This is a genomic window from Streptomyces sp. NBC_01288 (assembly GCF_035982055.1).
In the GTDB taxonomy this organism is placed as follows: Bacteria; Actinomycetota; Actinomycetes; order Streptomycetales; family Streptomycetaceae; genus Streptomyces.
In genome coordinates this window covers 2,161,223-2,184,269 of sequence record NZ_CP108427.1, presented here as the reverse complement: position 1 = coordinate 2,184,269, position 23,047 = coordinate 2,161,223, and the positions used below count along the sequence as shown (strand labels likewise).

The window sequence follows — 23,047 nt, the reverse complement described above, 5'->3', positions numbered from 1 at the left end:
GTGCTTGGAGGGTGGCAGTTGAATCGATTTCGCGAAAGGGCTTTCGCAGCCTTGGAGTTGGCGATGACGTGAAATCTGCCGCAGGTCTAGAAAGCGCTTGTCCGGAGCGGTACGGTCCACCGCCAGGCCTTGTCGTCGGACGGAGAAGCCGCGAATGAGACGTTTCAACATCGCCCTGCTGGCCGCACTGACCCTGAGCACCGCCCTGTCGACCGCACCCGCCCAGGCGCACGACCGCACACCCCCGCTCGGCCTCGCCAACTGCACTGCCACCGCTTGCCACTTCGACGTCCCGCCCGGCACCTACGACGTCACGGTCCGCCTCGGCGGCGAGTCGGCCGCGAGCACCGCCATCACCGGCGAGACCCGGCGCTCCCTGCTCCCCGAGACGGCCACCGCCGCCGGCCGCACCGTGACCCGCAGCTTCACGGTCGACGTCCGTACGCCAGAAGGCGAACCCACCGGCCCAGACGGCACCCCCGGCCTCGACCTCGCCCTCGGCGGCACGGCCCCCGCCCTCGCCGACATCCGCGTCACCCCCGCCCTCCCCCACGCTCGAACGAGCTCGCGCGGGGGGACCCCCATCGCCCGCCAGATCATCCTGATCGGCGACTCCACGGTCTGCGACCAACCGGGCGACCCGTACTCCGGCTGGGGTCAACAGCTCCCGCAGTTCCTGCGCAAGGGCATCTCCGTCGCCAACTACGCGGATTCCGGGGAGAGTACGGTCACCTACCTGGAGAATCCCTTGCTGTGGGGGACAGTTCAGCCGCTGATCCGCCCCGGCGACCTCGTGCTCGTCCAGCTCGCGCACAACGACAAGACGACCGACGAGGCCACGTATCGCGCGAACTTGGAAACCCTCGTACGGGGTATCCGTGACAGGGGAGGTCGTCCCGTCCTCGTGACACCGATCGTGCGACGCTGGTTCAATGCCGACGGCACACTGAACAACGGAACAGCGCTGCTGGTGAACGGACTCGGCGTCGACCTGCCGGGCGTCATCCGCTCGGTCGCCGCCGCCGAGGGGGTAACGCTGATCGACCTCACGGCGCAGACCAAGGCGCTGGTGGAATCGCTGGGAGTGGAAGGCTCCAAGGCCATCTACCTCTACAACGAGAAGAAGGACAACACGCACACCTCCGCGCACGGAGCCACCGTGTACGCGGGCCTGGTCCGCGAGGCACTCGTCGCCCGGCATCTGCTGCCGAAGGACCGGGTACGAGTGGGGTGAGACCCGAAAGACCCCTGGGGCGTTCCGACCGGAACCGGGGCGCCCCAGGTTCCACTCTCCCGCCGTGCGTGTGAAAGCGAGCCGATGCAACTCCCTGCCGACGACCGCGCGTTGAGCCCCCGCACCGGCTACACCCGCACCCACTGGGAGACGGCCGCCGACACCCTCCTCGCCGCGGTGGAGCCGTACGCCACCGAGGACCGCGCGCTCTACCACCTCCCCGGCGCGCACACCAGCTGGTCCGGCAGGCTCTCCGACGGCCTGGAGGGCTACGCCCGCACCCTGCTGCTGGCCGCCTTCCGCCGCGACGAGACGGCACTGGAGCGCTACGCGGACGGCCTGGCCGCAGGCGTCGCGGGCGTCTGGCCGACCATCGAGGACCGCAGCCAGCCCCTGGTCGAGGCCGCCTCGATCGCCCTCGCCCTGCGCCTGACCCGCCCCCTCCTCTGGGACCGCCTCGACGAGCCCGTACGACAACGCGCCGCGGCCTGGCTCGCGGACGCCCTCACCGCCGAACCCTGGCCCTGTAACTGGGAGTTGTTCCCCGTCACGGTCGGCGGCTTCCTCCAGGACATCGGATACGAGGTCGACGCGTCCCGCAAGGCGATCGACCGGGGACTGTCGCGCATCGAGGACTGGTACGTCGGCGACGGCTGGTACACGGACGGCGACGGCCGCAAGTTCGACTACTACAACGGCTGGGCCATGCACCTCTACCCGGTCCTGCACGCCTGGCTCGCCGACGACCCCCGCCTCCTCGACCTCTACGGCGGCCGCCTGGAACGCCATCTCGCCGACTACGCCCGCCTGTTCGGCGGAGACGGCGCGCCGATGCACCAGGGCAGATCGCTGACGTACCGCTTCGCGACGACGGCTCCGCTGTGGCTGGGGGCGCTGACGGGTCGTACGCCGCTGTCGGCGGGGGAGACGCGACGACTGGCCTCCGGCGCGCTTCGGTACTTCCTCGACCGGGGTGCGGTGGACGACCGGGGACTGTTGAGTCTGGGCTGGCACGGCCCCAACGAGGCCGTCCTGCAAGGCTATTCGGGCCCCGCGTCCCCGTACTGGGCCAGCAAGGGCTTCCTCGGCCTGCTCCTCCCGCCGGACCACGAGGTGTGGACGGCGCCGGAGGAGCCGGGCCCGGTCGAGCGAGAGGACGCGGTCACGGCGGTCGCTCCCGCCAACTGGCTGCTCCAGTCCACCAGTTCGGACGGCCTGGTCCGCCTCCACAACCACGGCAGCGAGGACGTCCGCTACGACCCGTACTACACGCGACTCGCCTACTCCACGGCTACGGAGCCCTCGTCGTCGTACGACAACAGCGTGATCCTCGGCGGGGATCCGAGCCGTACGGAGATCGTGCCGTTGGGGGTCGGGGAGGGCTGGGTCGCTTCCCGGCACACGGCGGCTTCCGGGGCCCGGGTGGTCGGCCTGGTGGTGGCCGAGGGGGCGGTGGAGGTGCGGGCCCATCTGGTGGTGGGCGCGGCTGCGGGGACGTCGGTCCGGGTCACGGGCTGGTCGGCGGGGGAAGGGCTGGACGCCGAACTCACCTCCCTGCACGGCCTGTTGGACGGTGAAGGTGTCGTCGGTGACGGGCCCACCCTGTTCGTCGCGCTGGCCCGGCTCACGGCGGAGCCGGACCCCCGTCCCCTCGCGGAACTGGTGTCCGTGGAGGTCGACGGGGATCACGGTGTCTCCGTTCAGTGGGCCGACGGCAAGCGGGTGGGCTTCCGGTTCACGGAGTCAGCCGGGCGAGCCGGAGGCTCGTCGTGGTCGGTGACGCCCCGTTGAGCGGGGTCGCGTAGGTCGGGGTGACCGGGGCGTAGGCCCAGGTCAGGGTGCCGTTCTTCAGGACCGCTATGTCGCCGCTGATCCGGGCGGTCACCACCTTGTCCGTGCCCTGGGCCTTGCCGTTCCAGTCGATGAGACGCAGGTGGGTGCCCGTGAAGGTGCCGGTGCAGGTGCCGGCGTTGCACTTGGCACCCTTCAGGGACTCCCAGGAGACCAGGAGCCGGTCCTTGCCGTAGGGCGCGATGTGCACGTTGACGTTCTCGGTGCCGGCCGCGCTCGTGAGGTAAACCGCCTTGCCGGGGCCGGAGTTGCGGTTCGCCATGAAGGCGACGGCCACCTGGTGGGTGCCCGTCCTAGGGGTGACCGTCCAGCCGCGTCCGCTGGAGTCGGCGGCGTTCTTCTTGGCCGAGGCGGCGCCGCGTGAGGCGAAGGCGGTGGCGTAGCGGCCGGTCGCCGACTTCACCAGGTCACCGGTGCGGCTGGGGAAGGTACCACCGCAGTACCCTGCCCAGCACTGCTCGCGCTGCACGACCGGTGCGACGTCCGGGGCGCCGATCCCGGTGGAGACGAACAGGCCCGAGCGCCAGTCGTCGAAGCAGAGTGAAGTGAAGGCGCCGGAGGTCTCCGCGTGCAGCGCGATGCCCTCGTTGTGGCTACAGCCCCAGCTCCAACCACCGCTCAGCTTCGCGCCCTTGGCGCTGATGTACGTCAACTTGTCGCCGAAATGGCCGTCCGCGAAGCCGCCCGCGCCGTGCACGACGAAGTACGCGCCGTACTTGGTGCCGTTCCAGGTGAGTTGGCCGTCGAGACCCGGGGAGGTGTCGTTCGAGGCGGTGCCGGTGAGCTTGGTGCGGAAGGTCTGCTTGCCGTTGGTGTAGCGGACGATCGCGGCGGCCGTCTCTTTCCACTTGTTCGTGTCGGCGACCCGGGTGAGCAGCGCGAACCCGTCGTTGTGCGCGACGAGCCCCCCGACTTCCTTTGTGCCCTTGACGATCGTGTCGGCGCCCGAGCGCAGTCCGGCGGCGTTCAGCGGGGTCACGTGCACACCGTCGGCGGCGGGCCAGGCCACCCGCAGGGTTCCGTTCGGGGCCACGGCCGTGGTCGTACGGGTCCACTCGCGGGTGTTGTTGTAACCGGCCGTCAGATAGGGGAACTTGGCGGCGAGCGCGACCGTGGTGCTGGTCGGGGAGAGGGTGCCGGTCGCGACCTTGGCGGTCGTCGAGGTCTTCGCGGCGGCCTTCGGGGTGGTCTTCGCGGAGGCGGACGCGGTGGCCGTACCGGTGGTGGACGGAGAACCCTGGGCGGCGGCCTCGGCGGAGGCGCTGCTGGACACGGAGGGGGAGGCGGATGTCCCGGCCGCGGTGGAGCCACCGCTCTCGCCGCTGCTCGTCGCCGCGGTCGCGTACCAGGCACCGCCGAGCAGGGCTGCGACGGCGAGCGAGCCCGCGAGCGGCTTGCGGGCGATGCGGCGGGGGGAACGGCGACGGTGCGTGGTGGTGGTGCGTCTTGCGTTGGTCATGTTCCCAAGTCGCCGCTGGTGCGGGGGAGGTTGCCGTCGAGCCGTGTGAAATATCGCGAGGTCAGCGGTCCGGCGGCTTCCGGAGGTGAGACCGGCTCCACAGCCGGGACAGGCCGATCCTGGTACGTTGGATGCCTTCCTGGGTATCAGACCCTTTGGACTCATCACCGGCGAGGGACCGAGGAACCATGGCCATGGACCCCGGCGACAAGCGACTGGCGGCGGCCGTCGTGATGGACGACGACGGACGCGTGCTTCTGGTGCGCCGGAGCGCCACCGAGAGGTTCCTGCCGCGGGTGTGGGGCGTTCCGTGCGGAAAGCTGGAGCCGGGCGAGCGGTCCGAGGACGGTGCGCTGCGGGAGCTGAAGGAAGAGACCGGGCTCCTCGGCGAGATCGTCCGCAAGATCGGCGAGTCGTCCTTCGTGAGCGAGTACCGGGCCCGCGAGATCAAGAACTGGCAGGACAACTTCCTCGTCAGGCCGCTGACTTGGGAGATCACCCTCCCCGAACCCGACCAGGCGCACCTCTGGCTCCCGCCCTCCGGACTCGCCGGTGCCGGCATCGACATCGACGCGTACAACCTGGACGTCGTACGACAGGCCCTCACGAACTTCTGAGCGACTCCGCCAGGTTGTTCAACGCGCCCAGATACTCCGGCACTTCGAGCGACACCTTCGCCACCGCTCCCGGATGCGGGCCCGCCGCCGTGAACACATCGGTGTGGCGCCGCCGTTCGGCCCCCGTCTCCAGGAACAGCGTCACGGTCGGTACGTCCGTGTCACACCAGGCCCGGTGCAGGGTGTGCGCGGGGAGGGCGTAGGCGCTGCCCGCCGCGTACTGGCCCGTGTGGGTCAGCCGCAGCCGTGCCGGTCCCGTCGGCCGCAACCGCCAGTCGGCGCCGCGCTCGGCCAGGGACTCCTCGTACCGGTCCGCCGTGATGCCGCCGTCGCCCCGCGCCTCGTACAACTCCATGGCGAGCCGGCCCCGGACCACGTAAGAGGCGAGCGGGGAACGGTGGTTGTGGATGTCCTCCGCGCCGATCGCCGTCGCGCCGGGATGCCAGAGGTGCGCGCGCAGCATGTGACGGGGGCCGCCGTCGATCAGCAACAGCTTGTCGAAGCCCAGGACATGACGGTACGACAGCCCGGCGCAGGCCTCCGGATCGCCCTCGCCGGAGGCGAGTTCGGCGATCAGCTCCAACAGGCGGTCGGGGGAGCCGAGTTCGGCGACGACGGCACGGGCAGCGGTCACCGTGTCGTGGTCGGACAGGTCACCGTCCAGCGCCTCGGTCAGCAGCCGTCGCGCCGCCGGAATCTGCCGACCACCCATGCACTCACTCCCCGACTCCGGTTCACACCGGCCTCGTTCGAGGGTCCGGCTGATACATCCATACGGCATACGCGCGCAGCGCCGAAAGGCCTTGATAGGTCATCCAGATCGGCTGGCGCAGTTCCTCCGTCGTCGTGAACGCGGACCCGTCCCGGCTCCACGACCAGATGCCGTCGGTCTGCGCCGCCCACACCGCGGCAGCCGCGCCGTCCAACCGCTCCCGCCACGCGTCCTCGACGCCGTCCTCCCGCGCGATCTCCTGGGCGCCCTGGGTCAGCAGTGCGCGCACGATCCAACTCGCCGTGAAATGCCGGACGTTCAGCACCTCGTGGTGCGAGGAGTCGTCCGGGTGCGGTCGGCGCACCTCCTCCCGCAGGTTCGCCAGGTCGGCGCAGCCGTCATGCGCGGTCGCCGGGCAGGCCAGCAGCCAGCGCACCCCGTCCTCGCGCGCCGAACGCTCGACGGGCCCCTCGCCCAGCACCCGGGCCGCCCGGTCCAGGGCGACCACGGCCTGCGCGGTGTGCAGCGCGGAAGGCTGAGCCGGGTGCCCGACCCAGGGCAGCGGGGAGAGCCGGTGACTCCAGCAGCGGCGGTGCTGGCGCTGCGGGTCGGAGAGCGCGCCGTCGATCAGGGCGCCGCGCAGCACGGGCAGCGTCGGCGAGTCCGGTGCCGCGCGCAGCAGCCCCCGCATCACGGTGGTGACGACATGGGTCAACGCCCGCCCCGTACCGTCGAGTTCACGGGTGAAACCGGCCTCGCAGCGCGCCACCTCGTCCGCCACCCGCTCCCGCGAGGCACCCGCCCGGGCCAGCGCGCCCAGCACCATCGCGGTGACCTCCGGGCGGGCCACCGACCCCTGCGAACGGGCCGACCAGCCGCCGCCCTGTAGCCGTAGCCGCCACAGTGTGTCGATGAGATCGCCGGTGTGCAGCCGTCCGTCGGGCACGCCCAGGTCCAGCACGATGTGCAGGCCGTACGCCGTGGCCAGCGAGGTCGGGCGGGCCGGGCCGTCCAGCTCCCGGAGGGAGTGCGGCCAGCCGACGAGACGGCCGCGTATCGGGTCGTCCACCACGGCGACCTGGGCGACGAGGGTGTCGTAGGCCGAAGTGAACACCTGCGGCAGCGGGCCGGGAGCGTTCGGCAGGAGGGGAGCGGGTGCCGTGAGCGGCGCGGGTCCGGCCGTGCGGGCGCGGAGCAGGGCCGCCGCCAGCCAGGTCATCCCGACCGTGGCGAACCCGCTCAGCCCGGAGATCAGATACTTGGCCGGCTCTCCGTCGATCGAGTCGGGCAGCACGCCGAACAGGAACTGGAACACCGCGTACCCGGCGGCCACACACCCGAACCGGCCGAGCCAGCTCACGAAGCGGGTCGGCGGGCTCCCGCCGGGAGTCCCCGGACCGGGCGGCCCCGGGGCCCTCAAGGGACCACGCCCCAGCTGCTGTTGAGACAAGGCGCGCTCCCTTCCCCCTGGGTGGCACGTGACGTTCGCGAAGTTTCCAGTCTAAGTGGTCAGCGATACAGCTGGGGCGCGGACCGGAACCGGCGTCTCCGTCAGCCCGGTTGACCATCGCGCGGCCAGTGCGTCAACGCCACGTGCAGCGCGTCGACCGCCCGCTCCCACGACCGCCACACATCCCGCGGCGCGCCGAATCCCCCACTCGACTCCAGCGCGCAGTATCCGTGGAACGTACTCCTCAACAGCCGTACGGCGTCGGTGAGATCGGGTTCCTCCAGGCCGTACGCGCGCAGCATGCCGTAGGTGATCTCGGCGGTGCGGCGCAGGGCGGGGGAGTCGGCGATCCGGGACTGGTCGACGCGGATCTGGGTGGCCGCGTACCGGCCGGGGTGTTCCAGGGCGTAGGCCCGGTACGCGTCCGCGAAGGCGCCCAGCGCGTCCCGGCCCGTGCGGTCGGCGACCGCGACGGCGATCCGGTCGATCAGCTCGCCGCCCGCGAGGAACGCGACCCGGGTGCGCAGATCCTGGAGGTTCCGGACGTGCGAGTACAGGCTCGCGTCCTTCACGCCGAAGCCGCGGGCCAGCGCGGACAGGCTGAGGTTCTCGAAACCGACCTCGTCGGCGAGGTCGGCGGCGGCCGCCACGACACGGTCGGCGGTCAGTCCCGCGCGCGCCACGACCCACCACCTCTCCTCTGACCTGCGACGACTGGAACCCCTAGGACAATAGCCAATAACAAGAGGGGCGCCCGGCGCGTTTCACCACGGCTGTCACCGGACTCCGGCAGCAGACTTCCCACCATGGACGACGACTCCGGCACCTCAGCCCCCACCCCCACCGGCCTCCGCGCCACCGCACTCCTCGGCCGCCCCAAGCTGTGGCTCATCCCCACCGTGCTCACCGGCCTGCTCGCATTCCTGCTGTCCCTCCTCTACATGGGCGGCATCGTCAACCCCAACCGCGAACTGCACGACCTCCCCATCGCCCTCGTCAACAGCGACACCGGCAGACCGCTCACCGGCCAGCAGCAGAACCTGGGCACGCAGATCGCCCACTCCATCGTGACCAACTCCGGTAGCCGAGCGGCCGGTTGGCGCCAGCTCACGCGGGCCCAGGCCCAGGACGAACTCGACGCCGGCAAGGTCTACGGCGCCCTCGTCATCCCCGCCGACTTCACGAACTCCGTCGCCGCGCTGACCACCACGAACGCCACCGCCCGCCCGACCATCACCGTGCTGACCAACCCCGGCAAGGGCAGCCTCGGGTCCTCCCTCGCGAGCAAGATCTCCTCCACGGCGGCCCAGCAGGCCTCGCTCACCATCGGCAAGCAGCTCGGCGCGGCGGCCACGAAGGCCGACTCCACGCAGAAGCTGTTCCTCGCGGACCCGGTGCGGATCGCCACCCAGGTCGGCCACCCCATCGGCGGCAACAGCGGCATCGGTCTGACCGCCTTCTACTACACCCTGCTGCTGGTCCTGGCCGGATTCATGGGCGGCAACGTCATCAGCAACGGCGTCGACACCGGCCTCGGCTACGCCGACAACGAGATCGGCCCCTGGCACACCCGCCGCCCCACCGTCCCGATCAACCGCACCCAGACACTGCTCCTGAAGATGGTCATGACCGCCGGAATCACCCTCCTCAGCGTCTCCCTGATCATGCTCGCCAGCGTCAGCATCCTCGGCATGGACGCGACCCACATCCCGCTCCTGTGGATCTACTCCTACTGCGCCGCCCTCGCCGTCGGCCTCGGCGTCCAGGCCATCAACGCCGCGTTCGGCGGAATCGGCCAGCTGGTCTCCATGTTCGTGTTCATCGTCCTGGGCCTGCCCTCCTCCGGCGCGACCGTCCCCCTCCAGGCCGTCCCCGGCTTCTACCGCTTCCTCTCCCACTTCGAGCCGATGCGCCAACTCAGCGACGGCGTAAGGGCGATCCTCTACTTCGACGCCCGCGGCGACGCGGGCCTCACGCGCGCGTGGACCATGATCGGGGTCGGTACGGCGATCGGTCTGCTCTTCGGTTTCGCGATGGTCCAGTACTACGACAGGAAGGGCCACAAGCGCCTTACCCCGCAGCCGGCTTGAGGCACCCGGCCGCCAACGTCCATGTGAGGTCTGAGAGTTGACTCTCAGGCTTTCTGAGAGAACACTCTCAGACCATGGATTCCGGCAACCGTTTCGGCGACCTAGAGATATCCGACCCGAAGGCCATGCGCGCGCTGGCACACCCCGTGCGGCTCGCGATCCTCGAACGCCTCCAGCGCCACGGCCCCGCCACCGCCTCCCGCCTCTCCCCGCACGTGGGCGCCACCCCGTCCGTCACCAGCTGGCATCTGCGCCATCTCGCCGGCTTCGGCCTGGTCCGCGACGCGGAGGGCGGGACGGACCGGCGGGAGCGGCGGTGGGCGGCGGTGGCACGGGGCTTCCGGTTCGAGATGCCGGAGGATCCGGCGGACGAGGAGGGCCGGTCGGCGGCGCGGGTGCTGACCGGCGAGATGTTCGCGCGCAACGCCGAACTGCCCCTGCGCTGGCTGATGGACACGGCGCCCGAACTGGAACCGGAGTGGACCAGGATCGCCCGTGCGAACAACACGCGGATCGTGGTGACGGCGGACGAACTGGCTGGGTTGCAGGACGCGTTCGAGGAACTGATCGCGCCGTACGTCGTCCGCGAACCGGACCGGCGACCACCGGACGGCCGGGGTGTCCGCCTGCTGATGTACACGTTGCCGGAATCGCCAGGTCCCACGAGCGAGGGCAGCGAGCAGAAGACGGACCTACCGGAGTGAAGGGGGGATCGCTGTGGCGTGACCGCCGCTTCGTACGATTCTGGTGCGGCCAGTCCGTCTCCCAGTTCGGCGACCGGATCTCCGAACTGGCCTTACCGCTCATGGCGGTTGGCGCGCTGCACGCCTCCGCGAACCAGGTCGCCCTGCTGACCGCGCTGGTCTGGACACCGAACCTCCTGGGCCTGTTCCTGGGCGCCTGGGTGGACCATCACCCCACCAAACGCCGGCTCATGCTGCTCGCGGACGTGATCCGGGCCGCCGTACTGTTGTCGCTCCCGATCGCCTACGCCCTCGACACGGTGACGCTGGGCCAGCTGTACACGGTGGCGGTGCTGACCGGCGTGGCGGCGGTCGTCTTCAACACGGCGAACTCGTCCTTCTTCGCCCACCTCGTACCGCCGGAGTCCTACGTCGACGCGAACAGCAAGCTCAGCGCGAGCAGATCGGTGTCCTTCATCGCGGGACCCGCGGTCGGCGGCGTCCTGGTCCAGGCGCTGACGGCACCGGTCGCGGTGATCGCGGACGCGCTGTCGTTCGTGGCGTCGGCAATCCTGGTCGGACGTACGAGAGTTGACGAGCCGCCAGTTCCCGCGGCGTCGTCCGGCCCCTCGCTGCTACGGCGTGCGCGAGAGGGCCTGACCTTCGTGATCCGCGAGCCCGTGATGCGCGCGGGCCTTCTCTGCGCCACGACCGTCAACTTCTTCACGTTCCTGGCGGGCACGGGGTTGCTGGTGCTGTTCGCCAACCGGGTCCTCCAACTGTCGCCCGGCGCCATCGGGTTGGCGTTCGGCGTGGGCGCGACGGGCGGCCTCCTCGGCGCGGTGGCGTCCCCCGCGATCGCCCGCCGCATCGGCATCGGCCGCAGCATCGTCGTAGGGGCTGTCCTGTTCCCGGCCCCCTTCGCCCTCATCGCGGCGGCCACCGGCCCGACCTGGACCCGCCTCGGTACCCTGGGCGCAGCCGAGTTCCTCTCCGCCTTCGGCGTGATGCTCTTCGACGTCAACCTCAACTCCCTCCAGACATCGGTGGTCCCCGACGGCCTCCGCAGCCGCGTGGCGGGCGCGTACAGCACGGTCAACTACGGGGTGCGTCCGCTGGGGGCGCTGATCGGGGGCGAGTTGGCCACACTGGCGGGCCTGAGGGCGACCCTTACGGTCGCGGCGGTCGGGGGCGCGATGTCGGCACTGTGGTTGCTGGCCTCGCCGATACCGGGGATACGGGAGTTGGGGCATGCGCCGGTCGAATCAAGGCAGGAGTGATTGAGGTTCCGTGATGGATCCAGAAGCACCGGAGCTGGAGAGGTGGCGGGCGGCTCTGATGGCCGACCTCGGGAGCCCGGACACCGGGGTGTCCACCAGAGCGCTGCTGGCGATGACATTCGACGATCCGGACCGCGAGCGGGTCGAGGCCGTCCTCCTCAACTGCCTGTCTCCTGACGCCGATCCGCAGATCAGAACTCTGGCCGTGACCTGTATGGGACACGTGGGGAGAATCCACAGAGCTATAGGTGCCGATGTTGTCCGGCGGCTTGAAGAGCTGGTCGACGACCCCGCACTGGGTGGCGTGGCGGAGGACGCCCTTGGTGACATTGCGGCCTTCGCCGGTGAAGACCTGAAGTAAGGCTGATAGCCAAGGGCGTCGCGCCGTACCGGTCGTCGGCGGTCCGGCCGGTCCTGGGCGGCTCGCGCGCGCACGCTCAGGACCGGGTTCTCATCCGGTGACGGGGTCGATCAGCCCGCGCAGAGCTTCACGTCGACCGTGTCGCCCTTGACTACGATCTTCGGGCTGTGGGGAGTGAGCTCGACGACCGAGGCCGGCTTGCAGCCGGGGCTCTGCGTCTTGACGATCGTGCCCATCTTGAGCTGTGCCTTGAGGAACTGCTGCTTGGCCGTGGCCAGGTCCTGGCCCGTGAGGTCGACCGGGATGGGCGTCTTCGAGAGCCCGCCCAACAGGAAGGTGGCCTTCTCGTGGTCGACGGTCGAGGCGGTGGTCCTCGCCGCCGTCTGTGAGCCACTGCCGCTGATGGAGGCCAGGGCCGTGCCGCCGCCCGCCACGATCAGGGCCGTGGCGACACCGGCGATGAGGGTGGCGCGCCTGCGGCGGGTGCGGTGGACCATGCCGGTCGTGTCGAAGGCCGGTGAGTCGGTGGAGTGCGCGAAGTCGTTCATGGCGTTGATCAGTTCCTCTTCGAAAGGTGTGCAGCCGGAGGGCCGCGGGTCGTACGAACTCATCGGGTTCCCTCCGTGAGCTGCTGCGATGAAGGGGCGGAGAGTGCGGGAAACTGGCTTCTCAACCGGTCGATTCCCCGGGCGAGTTGAGAGCGGACGGTGCTCTGCGAGATCTTCAGGTCGGCCGCTATCTCGGCGTCGGACAGATCGTGGAAGTACCGCAGCACCACCACCGTCCGCATCCGCATGGGCAGTTGCTGAAGAGCACGCACCAACTGGTCCCGGCTGTCGATCCGTCCGTACTCGTCGCCCGGCGCGACCGGGTCGCCGTCCACCGGGTGCTGAGCCGTACGGCGGAACCGCCGCCAACGGTCGTTGGCGAGGTTGACCATGATCCGCCGTACGTACGCGTCCGGGGCGTCCTTGGCGCTGATCGTGCGCCACTTGCGGCAGGCCCGCTCCAGGGTCTCCTGGACCAGATCCTCCGCCGCGTCGCGACTGCCCGTCAGGACGAGTGCGCCCCGGAAGAGGGCGGCCGACCGGGCGGCGACGAATCCATGGAAGTCACCCTCCACGGTGCCGACTTCGCCGCGCCCCGCGCCCGTTGCCCACTTGGCTGCCAGATCCACACGCTCCTCCCTTCCTGTCACCCCTCCTCGACGGGGAAACGGGCGGATCTGCTGCACGGCCGTTGTGAGACCTGGGTCACAACTTCCTTGGCGCGCTCACCCGTTCACACCCGTGTAGTGCCCCAGACTCCATCGCCACAGCAACCGCGCCCCGAGGTACGCCAGCACGCCCACGAGCGGTGAGGCCGCCGCGAGCCAGTACGGGACGCCGGTGTCGTGGCCGTGGCCGGTCAGTACGGCGGCCGGCAGGTAGGCGACGAAGGCGAGCGGAAGGGCGTAGGTGAGGAAGCCGCCGACCGCCCGGGGCAGGACGTTGAGCGGGTAGCTGCCGAAGGTACCGAGGAGGTCCTCCAGCCAGCGGCTCCAGTAGTCCGCGGACGGGAAGCGGAGAGACGCGCTCGCTACGGCCGTGAAGAGGGCGGCCTCCAGGAGCATGCCGCCGATGAGCGCGGCGATCAGATACGCGGAGCGGCCCGCCGTCCAGTCCAGGTGGCTGCGGCCGAGCGCGCCGATCATCAGGCCGGTCGCCACCGTCAGGTCGCCGATCGCGTTGGTGGGGAAGTACTCCAACTGGGCCTGGCGGTGGACCGGCATCGGCCGCACCAGGTAGATGTCGACACGGCCCTCCTGGATGTACCGGCCGATGCCGTGCATACGGCCCAGGAACAGCACCATCAGGCCGTGCGCCATCATCCGCGTCGCCGGGATCAGCAGCACGTCCGAGCTGTCCCAGCCGCCCATCCCGGCGAACCGGGTGAGCAGTACCGTCGCGAACACGATCACCGACACCTGCCAGATCGCGCCGATCGCGATCATCAGCAGGAACTCGGTGCGATATTCCAGTTGGGCACGGAAGTTGAGGCGCGTGATGCGCCACACGATCCGGACGGCATTCACACGCATCAACCTCCTTGGGCCACGACTCGACGGGCGGCGCGCCGCCACAGGAACCGGGTGAACAGGGACAGGGCCACCACCCACACTGCTTGCAGGGCGAGTTGGGCGCCCGCGTCGGACAGCGGGACACGGCCCACGTAGATCGAGAGCGGCACGCTGAGCGTCGCCTGGAACGGCAGGAAGCGGCTCATCGTGATGAACCAGTCCGGGAAGAACCACAGCGGCGCGTACACCCCGGACAGCAGGTTCTGCGCGAAGATCAGGATGAGCATCGCGGCCCCGTTGCGGAGCGTCCAGAAGCAGAGTTGGTCGATGACGAGCATGACGTAGTAGAGGACCAGCTGGCCGAGCAGCATGCTCAATGCGAACACCCCTGCCGCCGCTGCCGACTTGGGCGGGTCCACGACCCCGGCCGCGAGGCAGACGACGTAGCCCGTCAGTGCCCAGGCCAGCCCGTACATCTGCTCGCCGAACGCCCGCAGCGCGTAGTAGCGCTGGGGTGGCAGCGGGCGCAGATACCAGTAGATGATCGTGCCGAAGTGCATGTGTTGCAGGACCGTGTCCCGGCCCGCGTACTGGTCCAACTCCCGCAGCCGGGAGGCGAGTACGGCCAGGACGGCGTACGTCACCGCCTGGTCGCGGGTGAGTCCGGCGGTGGCACCGGTGTGCGCGTACAGGCCGCGCCACAGGGACGCCACCAGGACCACCTGCACGGTGAGGCGGAGCAGGGCGGCCGTGATGCGGGGCGGGGCGAGCAGTTCGCCGAGCGGGGTGACGCGGGCGGCGCGCCAGGCGTGCAGGGCGGCCATGTCAGGCCTCCTCGGCCGGCGGCCCGGCCTGGACGTAGGCGGCCCGCATCACGTCCTCCAACTCGGCCTCGTCCATGGCGACGTCGGTCACCTCGTACCGCTCGATGACCTGCTTAAGCGCCTGGTGGACGGTCGGCCCCTCGGTTCCGTCCGGCCCGAACACCACCTGCGGTCCGTCCCGTCGTACGAGCGCGATGCCCGGCAGCGCCACGACCTCGGCGTGCGCGTCGGCGAGCGTCGCGCGTATCTGCCAGGTCGAGCCGAATTTGCGGCGGATCTCGTCGAGGGTGCCGTCCAGCACCAGCCGGCCGTGGTTGATGAGGACGACCCGCTCGGCGAGCCGGGCGACCTCGGTCATGTCGTGCGTGGTCAGCAGGACCGTACGGCCGCGCTCCTCCACCTGGTGCCGCAGGAACTCCCGCACCTGCTCCTTCACGACCACGTCCATGCCGATGGTCGGCTCGTCGAGGAAGACGACCGGCGGGTCGTGCAGCAGGGCGGCGGCCAGGTCGCAGCGCACCCGCTGGCCCAGGGAGAGATGCCGGACCCGGGTGTCCCAGAAGGCGGACAGTTCGAGGATGTCGTCGAACTCCCGCAGCCGCGCGGCGTGTTGGGCCTTCGGCACCTCGTAGATGTCTCGCAGGATCGCGAACGACTCGCGCACCGGCAGGTCCCACCACAACTGGGTCCGCTGCCCGAACACCGCCCCGATGTTGCGGGCGTTGCGCTCCCGCTCCTCGTACGGCACCACGCCCGCGACCCGGGCCTCGCCGGAGGTGGGCCTGAGGATGCCCGTGAGGATCTTGATGGTGGTGGACTTGCCGGCGCCGTTCGGGCCGAGCAGGGCGAGGAGTTCGCCCGGGGCGACGTCGAAGGTCACGTCGGAGACGGCGTGCTTGGGCACGCGCTCCGGGTTGACGAGGGAGCGCAGACCGCCGACGAGACCCGGCCGCCGGACGGTCGTGTGGAAGGTGCGGGACAGACCGCGCACCTCGATGCTGCTCGCGCTCACTGGATCAGCCTTCGGGTGAGCCGGAACAGTGCGTTCATGACGCGGACCTCCTCGTCAGTCGGATCAGCCGGAGCGTCGCCAGCAGCGACGCACCCGACAACACGGTCAACAGCCAAGGCACCGCGTGGATCCCGGAGGCCTCGATCCCGACGCCGAGCAACGGCGGAGCCGCCACTCCGCCGACGTTCGAGGCCGCGATCACCCACGCCCCCGCGCGCCTGGCCTGGGGGAGCGCCGAGTTGAGCCAGGCAAGGCCCGTCGGAAAGACCGGAGCGATGAACAAGCCAACACCGGCATACGCCACCGGTGCCACTCCTTTAACCAGCGTCAGCAGCAGACACACCGTCATCCCGGCCGCGCACACCGCGAGGATCCGCTCGGGGGCGTGGCGCATCGTGATCGGTACGACGAGGAAGCGGCCCGCCGTCATCATCAGCCAGTAGACGGAGGTCGCCGACGCGGCCACGGTCGCGGTGTATCCGACCGTCTCCAGATGCGTGGGCTCCCAGCCGCCGACACCCGCCTCGACGCCCACGTTGAGGATGTAGAGGACCAGGAAGCCGACGAGGACGCGGGACAGGCCCAGAGATCTGCTGGGACCTGTCGCTGGTTGAGCGTCAGATACACGTGTACGTACGCCACTTGAGCCGGCGAACACCAGCACCGCCGCCAGCACCGCGCACGCGCCGAACGCGTACGGGTAGCCGTCCGGACCGAGCCAGGCAACGATCGCCGGGCCGAGCACCGCGCCGATGCCGAAGTGCGCGTTGAGTACGTTCAGCATGGCGGTGGAACGGCCGCCGAAGCCCACGGCGAAGAGCTGGTTCAGGCCGTAGTCGATCCCGCCGAAGCCGAGGCCGGCGAGGAAGGCGGCGGCGAGCGCGAGGGGCCAGTTGGGCGCGAGTGCGAATCCGGCCGCGCCCGCCGCCATCAGGCCGTAACCCCAGGCCAGCAGCGCCCTGTTGCTGATCCGGGAGTGGATCGCGTTGAAGGCGAGGACACCGGCGACCCCACCCGCGAAGTGCAGGCTCAGACCGAGAGCGGCGGCCGAGGGGGACAGACCGAACTCGTGGCGCAGGCCCGGGATCGCCGGGCCGTAGAGCGCCTGGAGCATGCCGATGAGGATGAATCCGACGCAGGACGCGACCGCGGCCGACCGGGTGAAGAGCCGGTCGGCCGCGGACGATTTCGTGACCGTGCCAGTCAACTGGTCTCCGGGGTTTCCGAGTGGACGGTTTCCGAGAACACGAAGGAGAACTCGGTGGGTCGGGCGTTCAGGAAGTACCGCGGGAGCGGGCCCGGGCCGCAGGACTGCGAGCCGATGCCGTGCTGGCCGTGGTCGAGGTTCACCCAGACCGTCTCGCCAGGCGTCAGGTCGGTGCGGTGGGTGGCCGCGTCCAGTTGTTCCGTGGTCCAGCGGCGGGCGGTCAACCAGAACTCCGGGTCGCCGTCGATGCGCAGCCCGCCCAGCTCGGCCCAACGGACGTCGGGGCGGGCGCCGTTCTCCTGCGGACGGAGGTAAGGGGTCTGGAGGCCGTCGACCGTGGACTCCCAACGGGCGAGCAGCGAGGCCGACTTGGTGTCCGGGTAGCCCTCGCCGGGACCGCCGCCGAACCACCGCACCCGGTCCGTGCTCGCGTCGAGGCCGAAGCGGATGCCCAACCTCGGTAGCGGGACTGTCCAGTTGCCCTCGGGTCCCACGGACACCGTCAGCCGCAGCCGTGAACCGTCCGAGGTCCAGCGGTACACCGTGGCGAGGCCGATCTCCCAGGCGGCGGGCGCCACCCGGGTGCGCACGGTCAGCGCGTCCTCGCTCAACTCCACGCCGTCCAGACGGTGTCGCATGCGGTGCAACCCGAACTTCCGCCAGAGCAGGCCGAAGCGGACGTCCGTCTGCCAGGACGCGCCGTCGTCGTTGTCGGTGGGCGCCCGCCATACGTCGAGGCGGAGACCGGTGACGTCGACGGCACCGACCGTCTTCAACTCACCTGTGCGTGCGTCGAAGGTGGCGGGGCCGAGGGTGATCCGCCGATCGTCGAGCACCGGCCCGGCGACAGCGGAGACGGACGGCAATGGGCGTGCCGCGACGGGGAACTGGCCCCAGCCGATGACATGTCCGGCGGGACCCCATGCGGTGTCGGCCGCGAGCGACGCCCGTACGGTCCACTGGGACTCGGCGCCGTTGGACTCCACGGGTGGCGCGGGCAGCTTGACGTCGGCCGACTCGCCGGGTGCGAGCGAGGGCACGGTGAGGGTGCCCGACTCGACTGCCTCGCCGTCCACTTGGTACGCCCAGGCGAAGGCGAGGGTGGACAGGTCGGCGAAGTCGTGGGCGTTGGTGATGCGTACGGTGCCGTCCGCGCCGTCTCCCGTGATCCGGACCGGCTCGATCACCTTCTTGTACTCGATCAGGCCGGGGGATGGCGTGCGGTCCGGGAAGATCAGGCCGTCGCAGACGAAGTTCCCGTCGTGCAGCTCCTCGCCGAAGTCACCGCCGTACGCGAAGCCGAACCGCTCGTCCTTGATGCCGTGGTCGATCCACTCCCAGACGAAGGCGCCCTGGAGCCGGTCGTACGACTCGAAGAGGCGCTGGTAGTCGGCGAGTCCGCCGGGGCCGTTGCCCATGGCGTGGGCGTACTCGCAGAGGATGAAGGGGAGTTGACGGCGCTTGTGGGTACCGCCGTCCAAGCTCCGGCCGATGCGCTCGACCTCGGCGTGGTCGGCGTACATCCGTGAATAGACGTCCGTGTCACGGCAGTTGATGTCGCCCTCGTAGTGCACGAGGCGGGACGAGTCGCGGGCGCGGATCCATTCGGACATGGCGGTGAGACCGCGACCGGTGCCGGCTTCGTTGCCGAGGGACCAGACGACGATCGAGGGGTGGTTCTTGTCGCGCTCCACCATGCGGGCCGCGCGGTCGAGGAGGGCCGGGGTCCAGCGGTCGTCGTCAACGGGGTTGTCGCGCCAGGCCTGTTCGGTGAAACCGTGGGTTTCGAGGTCGCACTCGTCGATGACCCAGAGGCCGTACTCGTCGCACAGGTCGAGGAAGTCGGGGTGCGGTGGGTAGTGCGAGGTGCGGACGGCGTTGATGTTGTGCCGCTTCATCAGCAGCACATCCTCGCGCATGGTCTCCAGGTCGAGGGCGCGGCCCTTCTCCGGGTGCCATTCGTGGCGGTTGACGCCCTTGAAGAGGATCGCCTTTCCGTTGACCTTGATCAGGCCGTCGGAGAGTTCGACGGTCCGGAAGCCGATGCGGAGGGGGATGCGTTCGCCCTCGGTGGTGAGCAACCCGTCGTACAGGTACGGGGTTTCGGCCGTCCACGCCCGCACCGGCACGGTGACCGATTCGCCCGTCGCGACATCGATGTCCAGGGCGGGCACGGTGACGCGGCCGTCGACGTCGGAGTCGACGCGCAGGGTGCCGTCGCCGCCGAGGTGGTCGTAGGAGGCGTGGACGAAGAAGTCGAGGGCGCTGCCCGGCGGCCGGTGCAGCAGGGTGACGTCACGGAAGATGCCGGGCAGCCACCACTGGTCCTGGTCCTCCAGGTACGAGCCCGCGGACCACTGGTGGACGCGGACGGCGAGCACATTGCCGGAGGGCTTCAACAGGTGCCCGACCGCGAACTCGTGCGGCAGCCTCGACCCCTTGAACTCGCCGATGTCCGTGCCGTTCAGCCAGACCCGGGCGCAGGACTCCACGCCGTCGAAACGCAGCACGGCCCCGCCGTCCGAGGGCCACTCGGACGGCAGGTCGAAGGTGCGGAGGTGGTCACCGGTCGGGTTCTCGGTCGGGACGCGGGGCGGGTCGACCGGGAAGGGGTAGAGGTGGTTGGTGTAGATGGGGGAGCCGTGCCCTTGCAGGACCCAGTGGCCGGGGACCGTGACCTCGGCCCAGCCCCTGGCGTCGTAGCCCTCCCCGGCGAACGAGTCGTCCTCGGCGTCGGCCGTCGCCGACACACGCAGACGCCAACTGCCGTTCAGTGACAGTGACTCCGCGTCCGAGGACGCGTACCGGGCGCGGGGTGGGAGGGCTCCGCTGCCCGGGGAGACGTCCTCGATGTAGTCGGCGGCGGTGCTGGAAGTCATCGGTCTCCAGGTCGTGAGATGCGGGTGTCAGCCCTTGATGCCGGTCTGCGCGATGCCCTGGACCAGCCAGCGCTGGAGGAAGAGGAACACGAAGATCAGGGGGAGGATGGAAACTGCGGTGGCCATGAAGATGAGATGGAAGTTGACGGTCTGGTTCGTCATGAACGACGACAGGGCGATCTGGACGGTCCACGAGTCCGGGTCCTGGCCGATGACCAGCGGCCAGAGGAACGCGTTCCAGCCGCTGATGAACGTGATCGTGGCGATCGCCGCGAAGAAGTTCAGCGAGTTGGGCACGACGATCCGCCAGTACGCGCCCCAGTAGCCGAGCCCGTCCACGCGTGCCGCCTCCTCCAACTCCTTGGGGAACCCCAGGAAGTACTGCCGGAAGAGGAAGCACGTGAAACCACTGAAGAGGCCCGGGATGATGAGACCCCGGTAGGTGTCGACCCAGCCGAGCGACGAGACGAGCACGAAACTCGGCACGAAGGTCACGGCTGTGGGGACCATCAGGGTCGCCAGGACGGCGTAGAAGACCTTGTTGGAGTGCTTGTAGGGGATGCGGGCCAGACCGTAGCCGGCCAGCGAGCAGACCAGGAGCGTGCCCACGGTCATCAGGACGGCGACGACCGTGGAGTTCCACAGGGAGCGGCCGAACTGGACGGTTGGGTCGTCGAACAGCTCGGAGATGTTGCCCCACTGGAAGGAGGGGAGCAGCTTCCAGTTCTCGCCGGTGATCTCCGGGTCCGTGGAGAGGGCGTTGCGGACGATCAGGTAGAAGGGGAGCAGGAAGAGCAGGGCGGCGACGCCGACGGCGAGATACAGGCCGGTGTTGCCGAGGATGCCGCCGCGCTTCTTGCGCTTCTTGCCCAACTGCGGTGCGGTGGTGGTCACTTGACCTCCTCCCCCCTTCCGAAGCCCATGATCTTGCCCTGGGCGAGGGTGACGATGCAGATCAGCAGGGACAGGATGACCGCGCCCGCGCTGCCGGCGCCGTAGTCCTGGCTGGTGCCGAGCGCCGTCTTGTACAGCTCCATGAGCGGGGTCTGGGCCCAAGTCGCCTTGGTTCCGATGATGTTGAAGAACTCGTCGAAGGCCTGGTAGGCGGCGATGAGCAGCAGCAGGATCACCGCGGTCGAGGTGGCGCGGAGTTGAGGCAGCGTGATGTACCGGAAGGTCTGCCAGCCTCGCTTGGCGCCGTCGATGGCGGCGGCCTCGTACAGCTCGGCCGGGATGTTCTGGAGCGCCGCGAGGAACAGGATCATGTAGAAGCCGGCCTGGATCCACAGGCGCAGGCTCACGATGACCAGCCAATACCAGGGCGGGCTGGGGTTCGCCAGATAGGCGATGTTGTCGACACCGAACCAGCCGAGGACGGTGTTCATCAGGCCGAAGCGGACGCCGCTGAAGATGGACATCTTCCAGATCAGCGCGGCGGCGACGTACGAGACGGCGGTCGGCAGGAAGAACACCGACCGGAAGAACGCCCGCATGAACCGCAGTTGGTTCACCAGCAGGGCCAGCCCCAGCGACAGCGCCCACGTGGTCGGCACGATGAACGCGGCGAACACCGTGAACGTCAGCAGCGATTCAGGGAAGTTGCTGTTGGTCAGGATCTGCTTGTAGTTGTCGAAGCCGATGAAATGGCTCGGCGTGACGGTGTAGCGGGCGTCGAAGAAGCTGAGCCAGATGCTCCATCCGATGGGGACGAAGACGAAGATCACCAGGCCGATGAGGAACGGGCCGGTGAAGAGCCAGAAGTTCAGGGTGGCGTTGGACCGCAGGCCCCGCCGCGGCCGGGCCTGGGAGGCCTTGGCCGAGGCGGGCTGCGCGACCCCGCGCGTGGTGGTGGTCGACATCTCGGGTTCCGTCCGCCGGTCTATCCGAACAGCTTCTTGAGCTCGACGCTGACCTTTTTGTCGCAGGCGTCGAGCGCGGCCTCCGGATTGCCGTTCTTGCGCACGGAGTTGGCGATCACGTCGCCGAACGCGGTGAGCATGGTCTGGTCGAAGCCGATGTTGTCGAAGTGGCCGTAGTCGGTGAAGAGCTTGACGCCCTCGGCGGGGAGGCCGGACTTGAGCTTGGTGGCCTCGGCGGCGATCGAGGAGCGCGGCGGGATGTGGAAGCCGTAGGACAGCGCCCAGTCCTCCTGGTACTTCTTCTGGTCGATCCACAGCCACTTGACGTAGGCCTTGGCCGCTTCGAGGTTCTCGCTCTTGGCGTTGACGAACATCGACCAACCGCCGTTGTACACCGACTGCTTGCCGCTGCCGCCGATGCTCGGGAAGGGGAAGACGCCCAGGTCGTCGCCGAGGGCCTTCTGCATCGCGGGCATGGACCACATGCCGCCCCACTGGATGGCGCACAGTCCCTGGTTGAGCGAGGACGGGTCCCAGAAGTCGGTCGGGGCGTCGAGCAGCACATGGCCGCTGGTGAACAACTGGCGGAGCTTCTTGAGGCCTTCGACGACCCCGTCCGTGTGGTAGGCGATCTGGTTGTTGGCGTCGAGCGTGTCGGCGCCGGCCGACCAGATGATCGGGTTCTGGACCGCGGTGAAGTCGTTGCCGAGATAGGCGCCCTTGACCTTGCTGGTGGTGAGCTTGGCGGCGGCCTCCAGCAACTCGTCGAGCGTGGTGGGGACTTCGACCTTGGCCTTCTCCAGCATCGACTTTCGGTAGTAGAAGAACTGCGGGTCGTCGATCATCCGGATCCCGTAGACCTTGCCGTCCACGGTGTGCGACTTGATGTCGGCCGGGTTGAAGTCGTCCTTCACCGGATCGATGATGTCGCTCAGGTCGGCCACCTGACCGCTCTTGACCAGCTGCAACTGCGGGTGGAACTCGAAGACGTCGGGCGCCTGCTTGGTGAGCAGGGACGAGAAGAGCTTGGCCTCGAAGTTGCTGCCGGTGATCCAGTTCGTGGTCACGTCGGCCTTGGAGTACGCCTTGGCGTACCGCTTGATGGCCTGCTCGGTCCCGGCTTCGCCGTAGGCGTGGAAGTACTGGACGAGGTTCGTGCCCGAACCAGACCCCCCGCCCCGCCCGTTGTTACCCCCGCACGCGGCCAGCGTGCCCGCCGCGGCCATCCCCGCGGCCGCCCTGAATATCGATCGGCGGGACCAGTTGCTGTTGCTCATTGCCGACATGGTGACGTCCTTGTCTCTCGCGCGGCTGCGGCTCCACGGCTCCACGACTGAGTGGTGGCCGGTGGCTCAAATCGAGGTGCGGAGCGGGACGTTAACCTTCGCCTAAGCCTTCGGCAAGGGGTTGGACGAAGTCTGTTCGAAGCGTTGTGTAGCGTTCGGGATACCGGACGTGACGAAGGCGCGG

The 23,047-nt window shown here is 69.4% G+C and carries 21 protein-coding genes; 7 read left to right on the top strand and 14 right to left on the bottom strand.

Going from position 1 to position 23,047, the window contains the following annotated elements:
* The first annotated feature begins 154 nt into the window (after nt 1-154).
* Together OG194_RS09580 and OG194_RS09575 are read left to right on the top strand one after the other, a co-directional pair.
* A complete protein-coding gene (locus OG194_RS09580) occupies nt 155-1,234 on the top strand; it encodes a rhamnogalacturonan acetylesterase (RefSeq protein ID WP_327400427.1) in 1,080 nt (359 codons plus the stop codon).
* Nucleotides 1,235-1,318: 84 nt separating this feature from the next.
* The gene (locus tag OG194_RS09575; RefSeq protein ID WP_327400426.1) at nt 1,319-3,025 is read left to right on the top strand and encodes a DUF2264 domain-containing protein; all 1,707 of its coding nucleotides are present in this window, start codon (nt 1,319-1,321) and stop codon (nt 3,023-3,025) included.
* Here OG194_RS09575 and OG194_RS09570 read toward each other — a convergent pair.
* Complete coding sequence (locus OG194_RS09570; RefSeq protein ID WP_327400425.1) at nt 2,970-4,544, bottom strand: hypothetical protein; 1,575 nt, start codon at nt 4,542-4,544, stop codon at nt 2,970-2,972. The genes OG194_RS09575 and OG194_RS09570 overlap by 56 nt on opposite strands.
* 194 nt (nt 4,545-4,738) lie before the next feature.
* On the opposite strand from OG194_RS09570, the gene OG194_RS09565 reads away from it, so the two are divergent.
* Nucleotides 4,739-5,161, top strand: a complete 423-nt coding sequence (locus tag OG194_RS09565; protein WP_327407027.1) for an NUDIX hydrolase — start codon at nt 4,739-4,741, stop codon at nt 5,159-5,161.
* Here the strand turns inward: OG194_RS09565 and OG194_RS09560 are convergent.
* The 3 genes from OG194_RS09560 to OG194_RS09550 form a co-directional block, all read right to left on the bottom strand.
* Nucleotides 5,148-5,873, bottom strand: coding sequence for a hypothetical protein (locus OG194_RS09560; protein WP_327400424.1), 726 nt, complete (start codon nt 5,871-5,873; stop codon nt 5,148-5,150). The two genes, OG194_RS09565 and OG194_RS09560, sit on opposite strands and share 14 nt — an antisense overlap.
* A gap of 22 nt (nt 5,874-5,895) precedes the next feature.
* The gene (locus OG194_RS09555; RefSeq protein WP_327400423.1) at nt 5,896-7,323 is read right to left on the bottom strand and encodes a hypothetical protein; all 1,428 of its coding nucleotides are present in this window, start codon (nt 7,321-7,323) and stop codon (nt 5,896-5,898) included.
* Between the two features lie 101 nt (nt 7,324-7,424).
* Nucleotides 7,425-8,006, bottom strand: coding sequence for a TetR-like C-terminal domain-containing protein (locus OG194_RS09550; RefSeq protein WP_327400422.1), 582 nt, complete (start codon nt 8,004-8,006; stop codon nt 7,425-7,427).
* Between the two features lie 123 nt (nt 8,007-8,129).
* Here OG194_RS09550 and OG194_RS09545 point away from each other — a divergent pair, with 123 nt between their 5' ends.
* The 4 genes from OG194_RS09545 to OG194_RS09530 all read left to right on the top strand — a co-directional run bounded on the left by OG194_RS09545 (nt 8,130) and on the right by OG194_RS09530 (nt 11,737).
* A complete protein-coding gene (locus OG194_RS09545; protein WP_327400421.1) occupies nt 8,130-9,413 on the top strand; it encodes a YhgE/Pip domain-containing protein in 1,284 nt (427 codons plus the stop codon).
* Between the two features lie 74 nt (nt 9,414-9,487).
* Entirely contained in the window at nt 9,488-10,117 is a 630-nt protein-coding gene (locus tag OG194_RS09540) for an ArsR/SmtB family transcription factor (protein ID WP_327400420.1), read from the top strand.
* A complete protein-coding gene (locus tag OG194_RS09535) occupies nt 10,114-11,376 on the top strand; it encodes an MFS transporter (protein WP_327400419.1) in 1,263 nt (420 codons plus the stop codon). The genes OG194_RS09540 and OG194_RS09535 overlap by 4 nt, the downstream gene beginning before the upstream one ends.
* A 13-nt stretch (nt 11,377-11,389) precedes the next feature.
* Complete coding sequence (locus tag OG194_RS09530) at nt 11,390-11,737, top strand: hypothetical protein (RefSeq protein WP_327400418.1); 348 nt, start codon at nt 11,390-11,392, stop codon at nt 11,735-11,737.
* Nucleotides 11,738-11,847: 110 nt separating this feature from the next.
* Here the strand turns inward: OG194_RS09530 and OG194_RS09525 are convergent, their stop codons facing one another.
* The 10 genes from OG194_RS09525 to OG194_RS09480 all read right to left on the bottom strand — a co-directional run bounded on the left by OG194_RS09525 (nt 11,848) and on the right by OG194_RS09480 (nt 22,863).
* A complete protein-coding gene (locus OG194_RS09525) occupies nt 11,848-12,348 on the bottom strand; it encodes a hypothetical protein (protein ID WP_327400417.1) in 501 nt (166 codons plus the stop codon).
* Nucleotides 12,345-12,914, bottom strand: a complete 570-nt coding sequence (locus tag OG194_RS09520) for a SigE family RNA polymerase sigma factor (RefSeq protein WP_327400416.1) — start codon at nt 12,912-12,914, stop codon at nt 12,345-12,347. Before OG194_RS09520 ends, OG194_RS09525 begins: the two co-directional genes overlap by 4 nt.
* A gap of 96 nt (nt 12,915-13,010) precedes the next feature.
* Nucleotides 13,011-13,817, bottom strand: a complete 807-nt coding sequence (locus OG194_RS09515) for an ABC transporter permease (protein ID WP_327400415.1) — start codon at nt 13,815-13,817, stop codon at nt 13,011-13,013.
* Complete coding sequence (locus tag OG194_RS09510; RefSeq protein WP_327400414.1) at nt 13,817-14,620, bottom strand: ABC transporter permease; 804 nt, start codon at nt 14,618-14,620, stop codon at nt 13,817-13,819. The genes OG194_RS09515 and OG194_RS09510 overlap by 1 nt, the downstream gene beginning before the upstream one ends.
* A gap of 1 nt (nt 14,621) precedes the next feature.
* Complete coding sequence (locus OG194_RS09505) at nt 14,622-15,632, bottom strand: ABC transporter ATP-binding protein (RefSeq protein ID WP_327400413.1); 1,011 nt, start codon at nt 15,630-15,632, stop codon at nt 14,622-14,624.
* Nucleotides 15,633-15,666: 34 nt separating this feature from the next.
* On the bottom strand, nt 15,667-16,839 hold the full coding sequence (locus OG194_RS09500) for an MFS transporter (protein WP_327400412.1): 1,173 nt from the start codon (nt 16,837-16,839) through the stop codon (nt 15,667-15,669).
* Entirely contained in the window at nt 16,836-19,718 is a 2,883-nt protein-coding gene (locus OG194_RS09495; protein WP_327400411.1) for a glycoside hydrolase family 2 TIM barrel-domain containing protein, read from the bottom strand. Before OG194_RS09495 ends, OG194_RS09500 begins: the two co-directional genes overlap by 4 nt.
* Before the next feature lie 27 nt (nt 19,719-19,745).
* On the bottom strand, nt 19,746-20,612 hold the full coding sequence (locus OG194_RS09490) for a carbohydrate ABC transporter permease (RefSeq protein WP_327400410.1): 867 nt from the start codon (nt 20,610-20,612) through the stop codon (nt 19,746-19,748).
* Nucleotides 20,609-21,577, bottom strand: coding sequence for a carbohydrate ABC transporter permease (locus OG194_RS09485; protein ID WP_327400409.1), 969 nt, complete (start codon nt 21,575-21,577; stop codon nt 20,609-20,611). Before OG194_RS09485 ends, OG194_RS09490 begins: the two co-directional genes overlap by 4 nt.
* Nucleotides 21,578-21,597: 20 nt before the next feature.
* Entirely contained in the window at nt 21,598-22,863 is a 1,266-nt protein-coding gene (locus OG194_RS09480; protein ID WP_327400408.1) for an ABC transporter substrate-binding protein, read from the bottom strand.
* Nucleotides 22,864-23,047: the final 184 nt, after the last annotated feature.

Excerpts from the sequence above, each read along its gene's own strand:
- OG194_RS09580 (WP_327400427.1), top strand. The coding sequence starts at position 155 with ATGAGACGTTTCAACATCGCCCTGCTGGCCGCACTGACCCTGAGCACC.
- OG194_RS09575 (WP_327400426.1), top strand. The coding sequence starts at position 1,319 with ATGCAACTCCCTGCCGACGACCGCGCGTTGAGCCCCCGCACCGGCTAC.
- OG194_RS09570 (WP_327400425.1), bottom strand. The coding sequence starts at position 4,544 with ATGACCAACGCAAGACGCACCACCACCACGCACCGTCGCCGTTCCCCC.
- OG194_RS09565 (WP_327407027.1), top strand. The coding sequence starts at position 4,739 with ATGGACCCCGGCGACAAGCGACTGGCGGCGGCCGTCGTGATGGACGAC.
- OG194_RS09560 (WP_327400424.1), bottom strand. The coding sequence starts at position 5,873 with ATGGGTGGTCGGCAGATTCCGGCGGCGCGACGGCTGCTGACCGAGGCG.
- OG194_RS09545 (WP_327400421.1), top strand. The coding sequence starts at position 8,130 with ATGGACGACGACTCCGGCACCTCAGCCCCCACCCCCACCGGCCTCCGC.
- OG194_RS09540 (WP_327400420.1), top strand. The coding sequence starts at position 9,488 with ATGGATTCCGGCAACCGTTTCGGCGACCTAGAGATATCCGACCCGAAG.
- OG194_RS09530 (WP_327400418.1), top strand. The coding sequence starts at position 11,390 with ATGGATCCAGAAGCACCGGAGCTGGAGAGGTGGCGGGCGGCTCTGATG.
- OG194_RS09525 (WP_327400417.1), bottom strand. The coding sequence starts at position 12,348 with ATGAGTTCGTACGACCCGCGGCCCTCCGGCTGCACACCTTTCGAAGAG.
- OG194_RS09515 (WP_327400415.1), bottom strand. The coding sequence starts at position 13,817 with ATGCGTGTGAATGCCGTCCGGATCGTGTGGCGCATCACGCGCCTCAAC.
- OG194_RS09510 (WP_327400414.1), bottom strand. The coding sequence starts at position 14,620 with ATGGCCGCCCTGCACGCCTGGCGCGCCGCCCGCGTCACCCCGCTCGGC.
- OG194_RS09495 (WP_327400411.1), bottom strand. The coding sequence starts at position 19,718 with ATGACTTCCAGCACCGCCGCCGACTACATCGAGGACGTCTCCCCGGGC.
- OG194_RS09485 (WP_327400409.1), bottom strand. The coding sequence starts at position 21,577 with ATGTCGACCACCACCACGCGCGGGGTCGCGCAGCCCGCCTCGGCCAAG.
- OG194_RS09480 (WP_327400408.1), bottom strand. The coding sequence starts at position 22,863 with ATGTCGGCAATGAGCAACAGCAACTGGTCCCGCCGATCGATATTCAGG.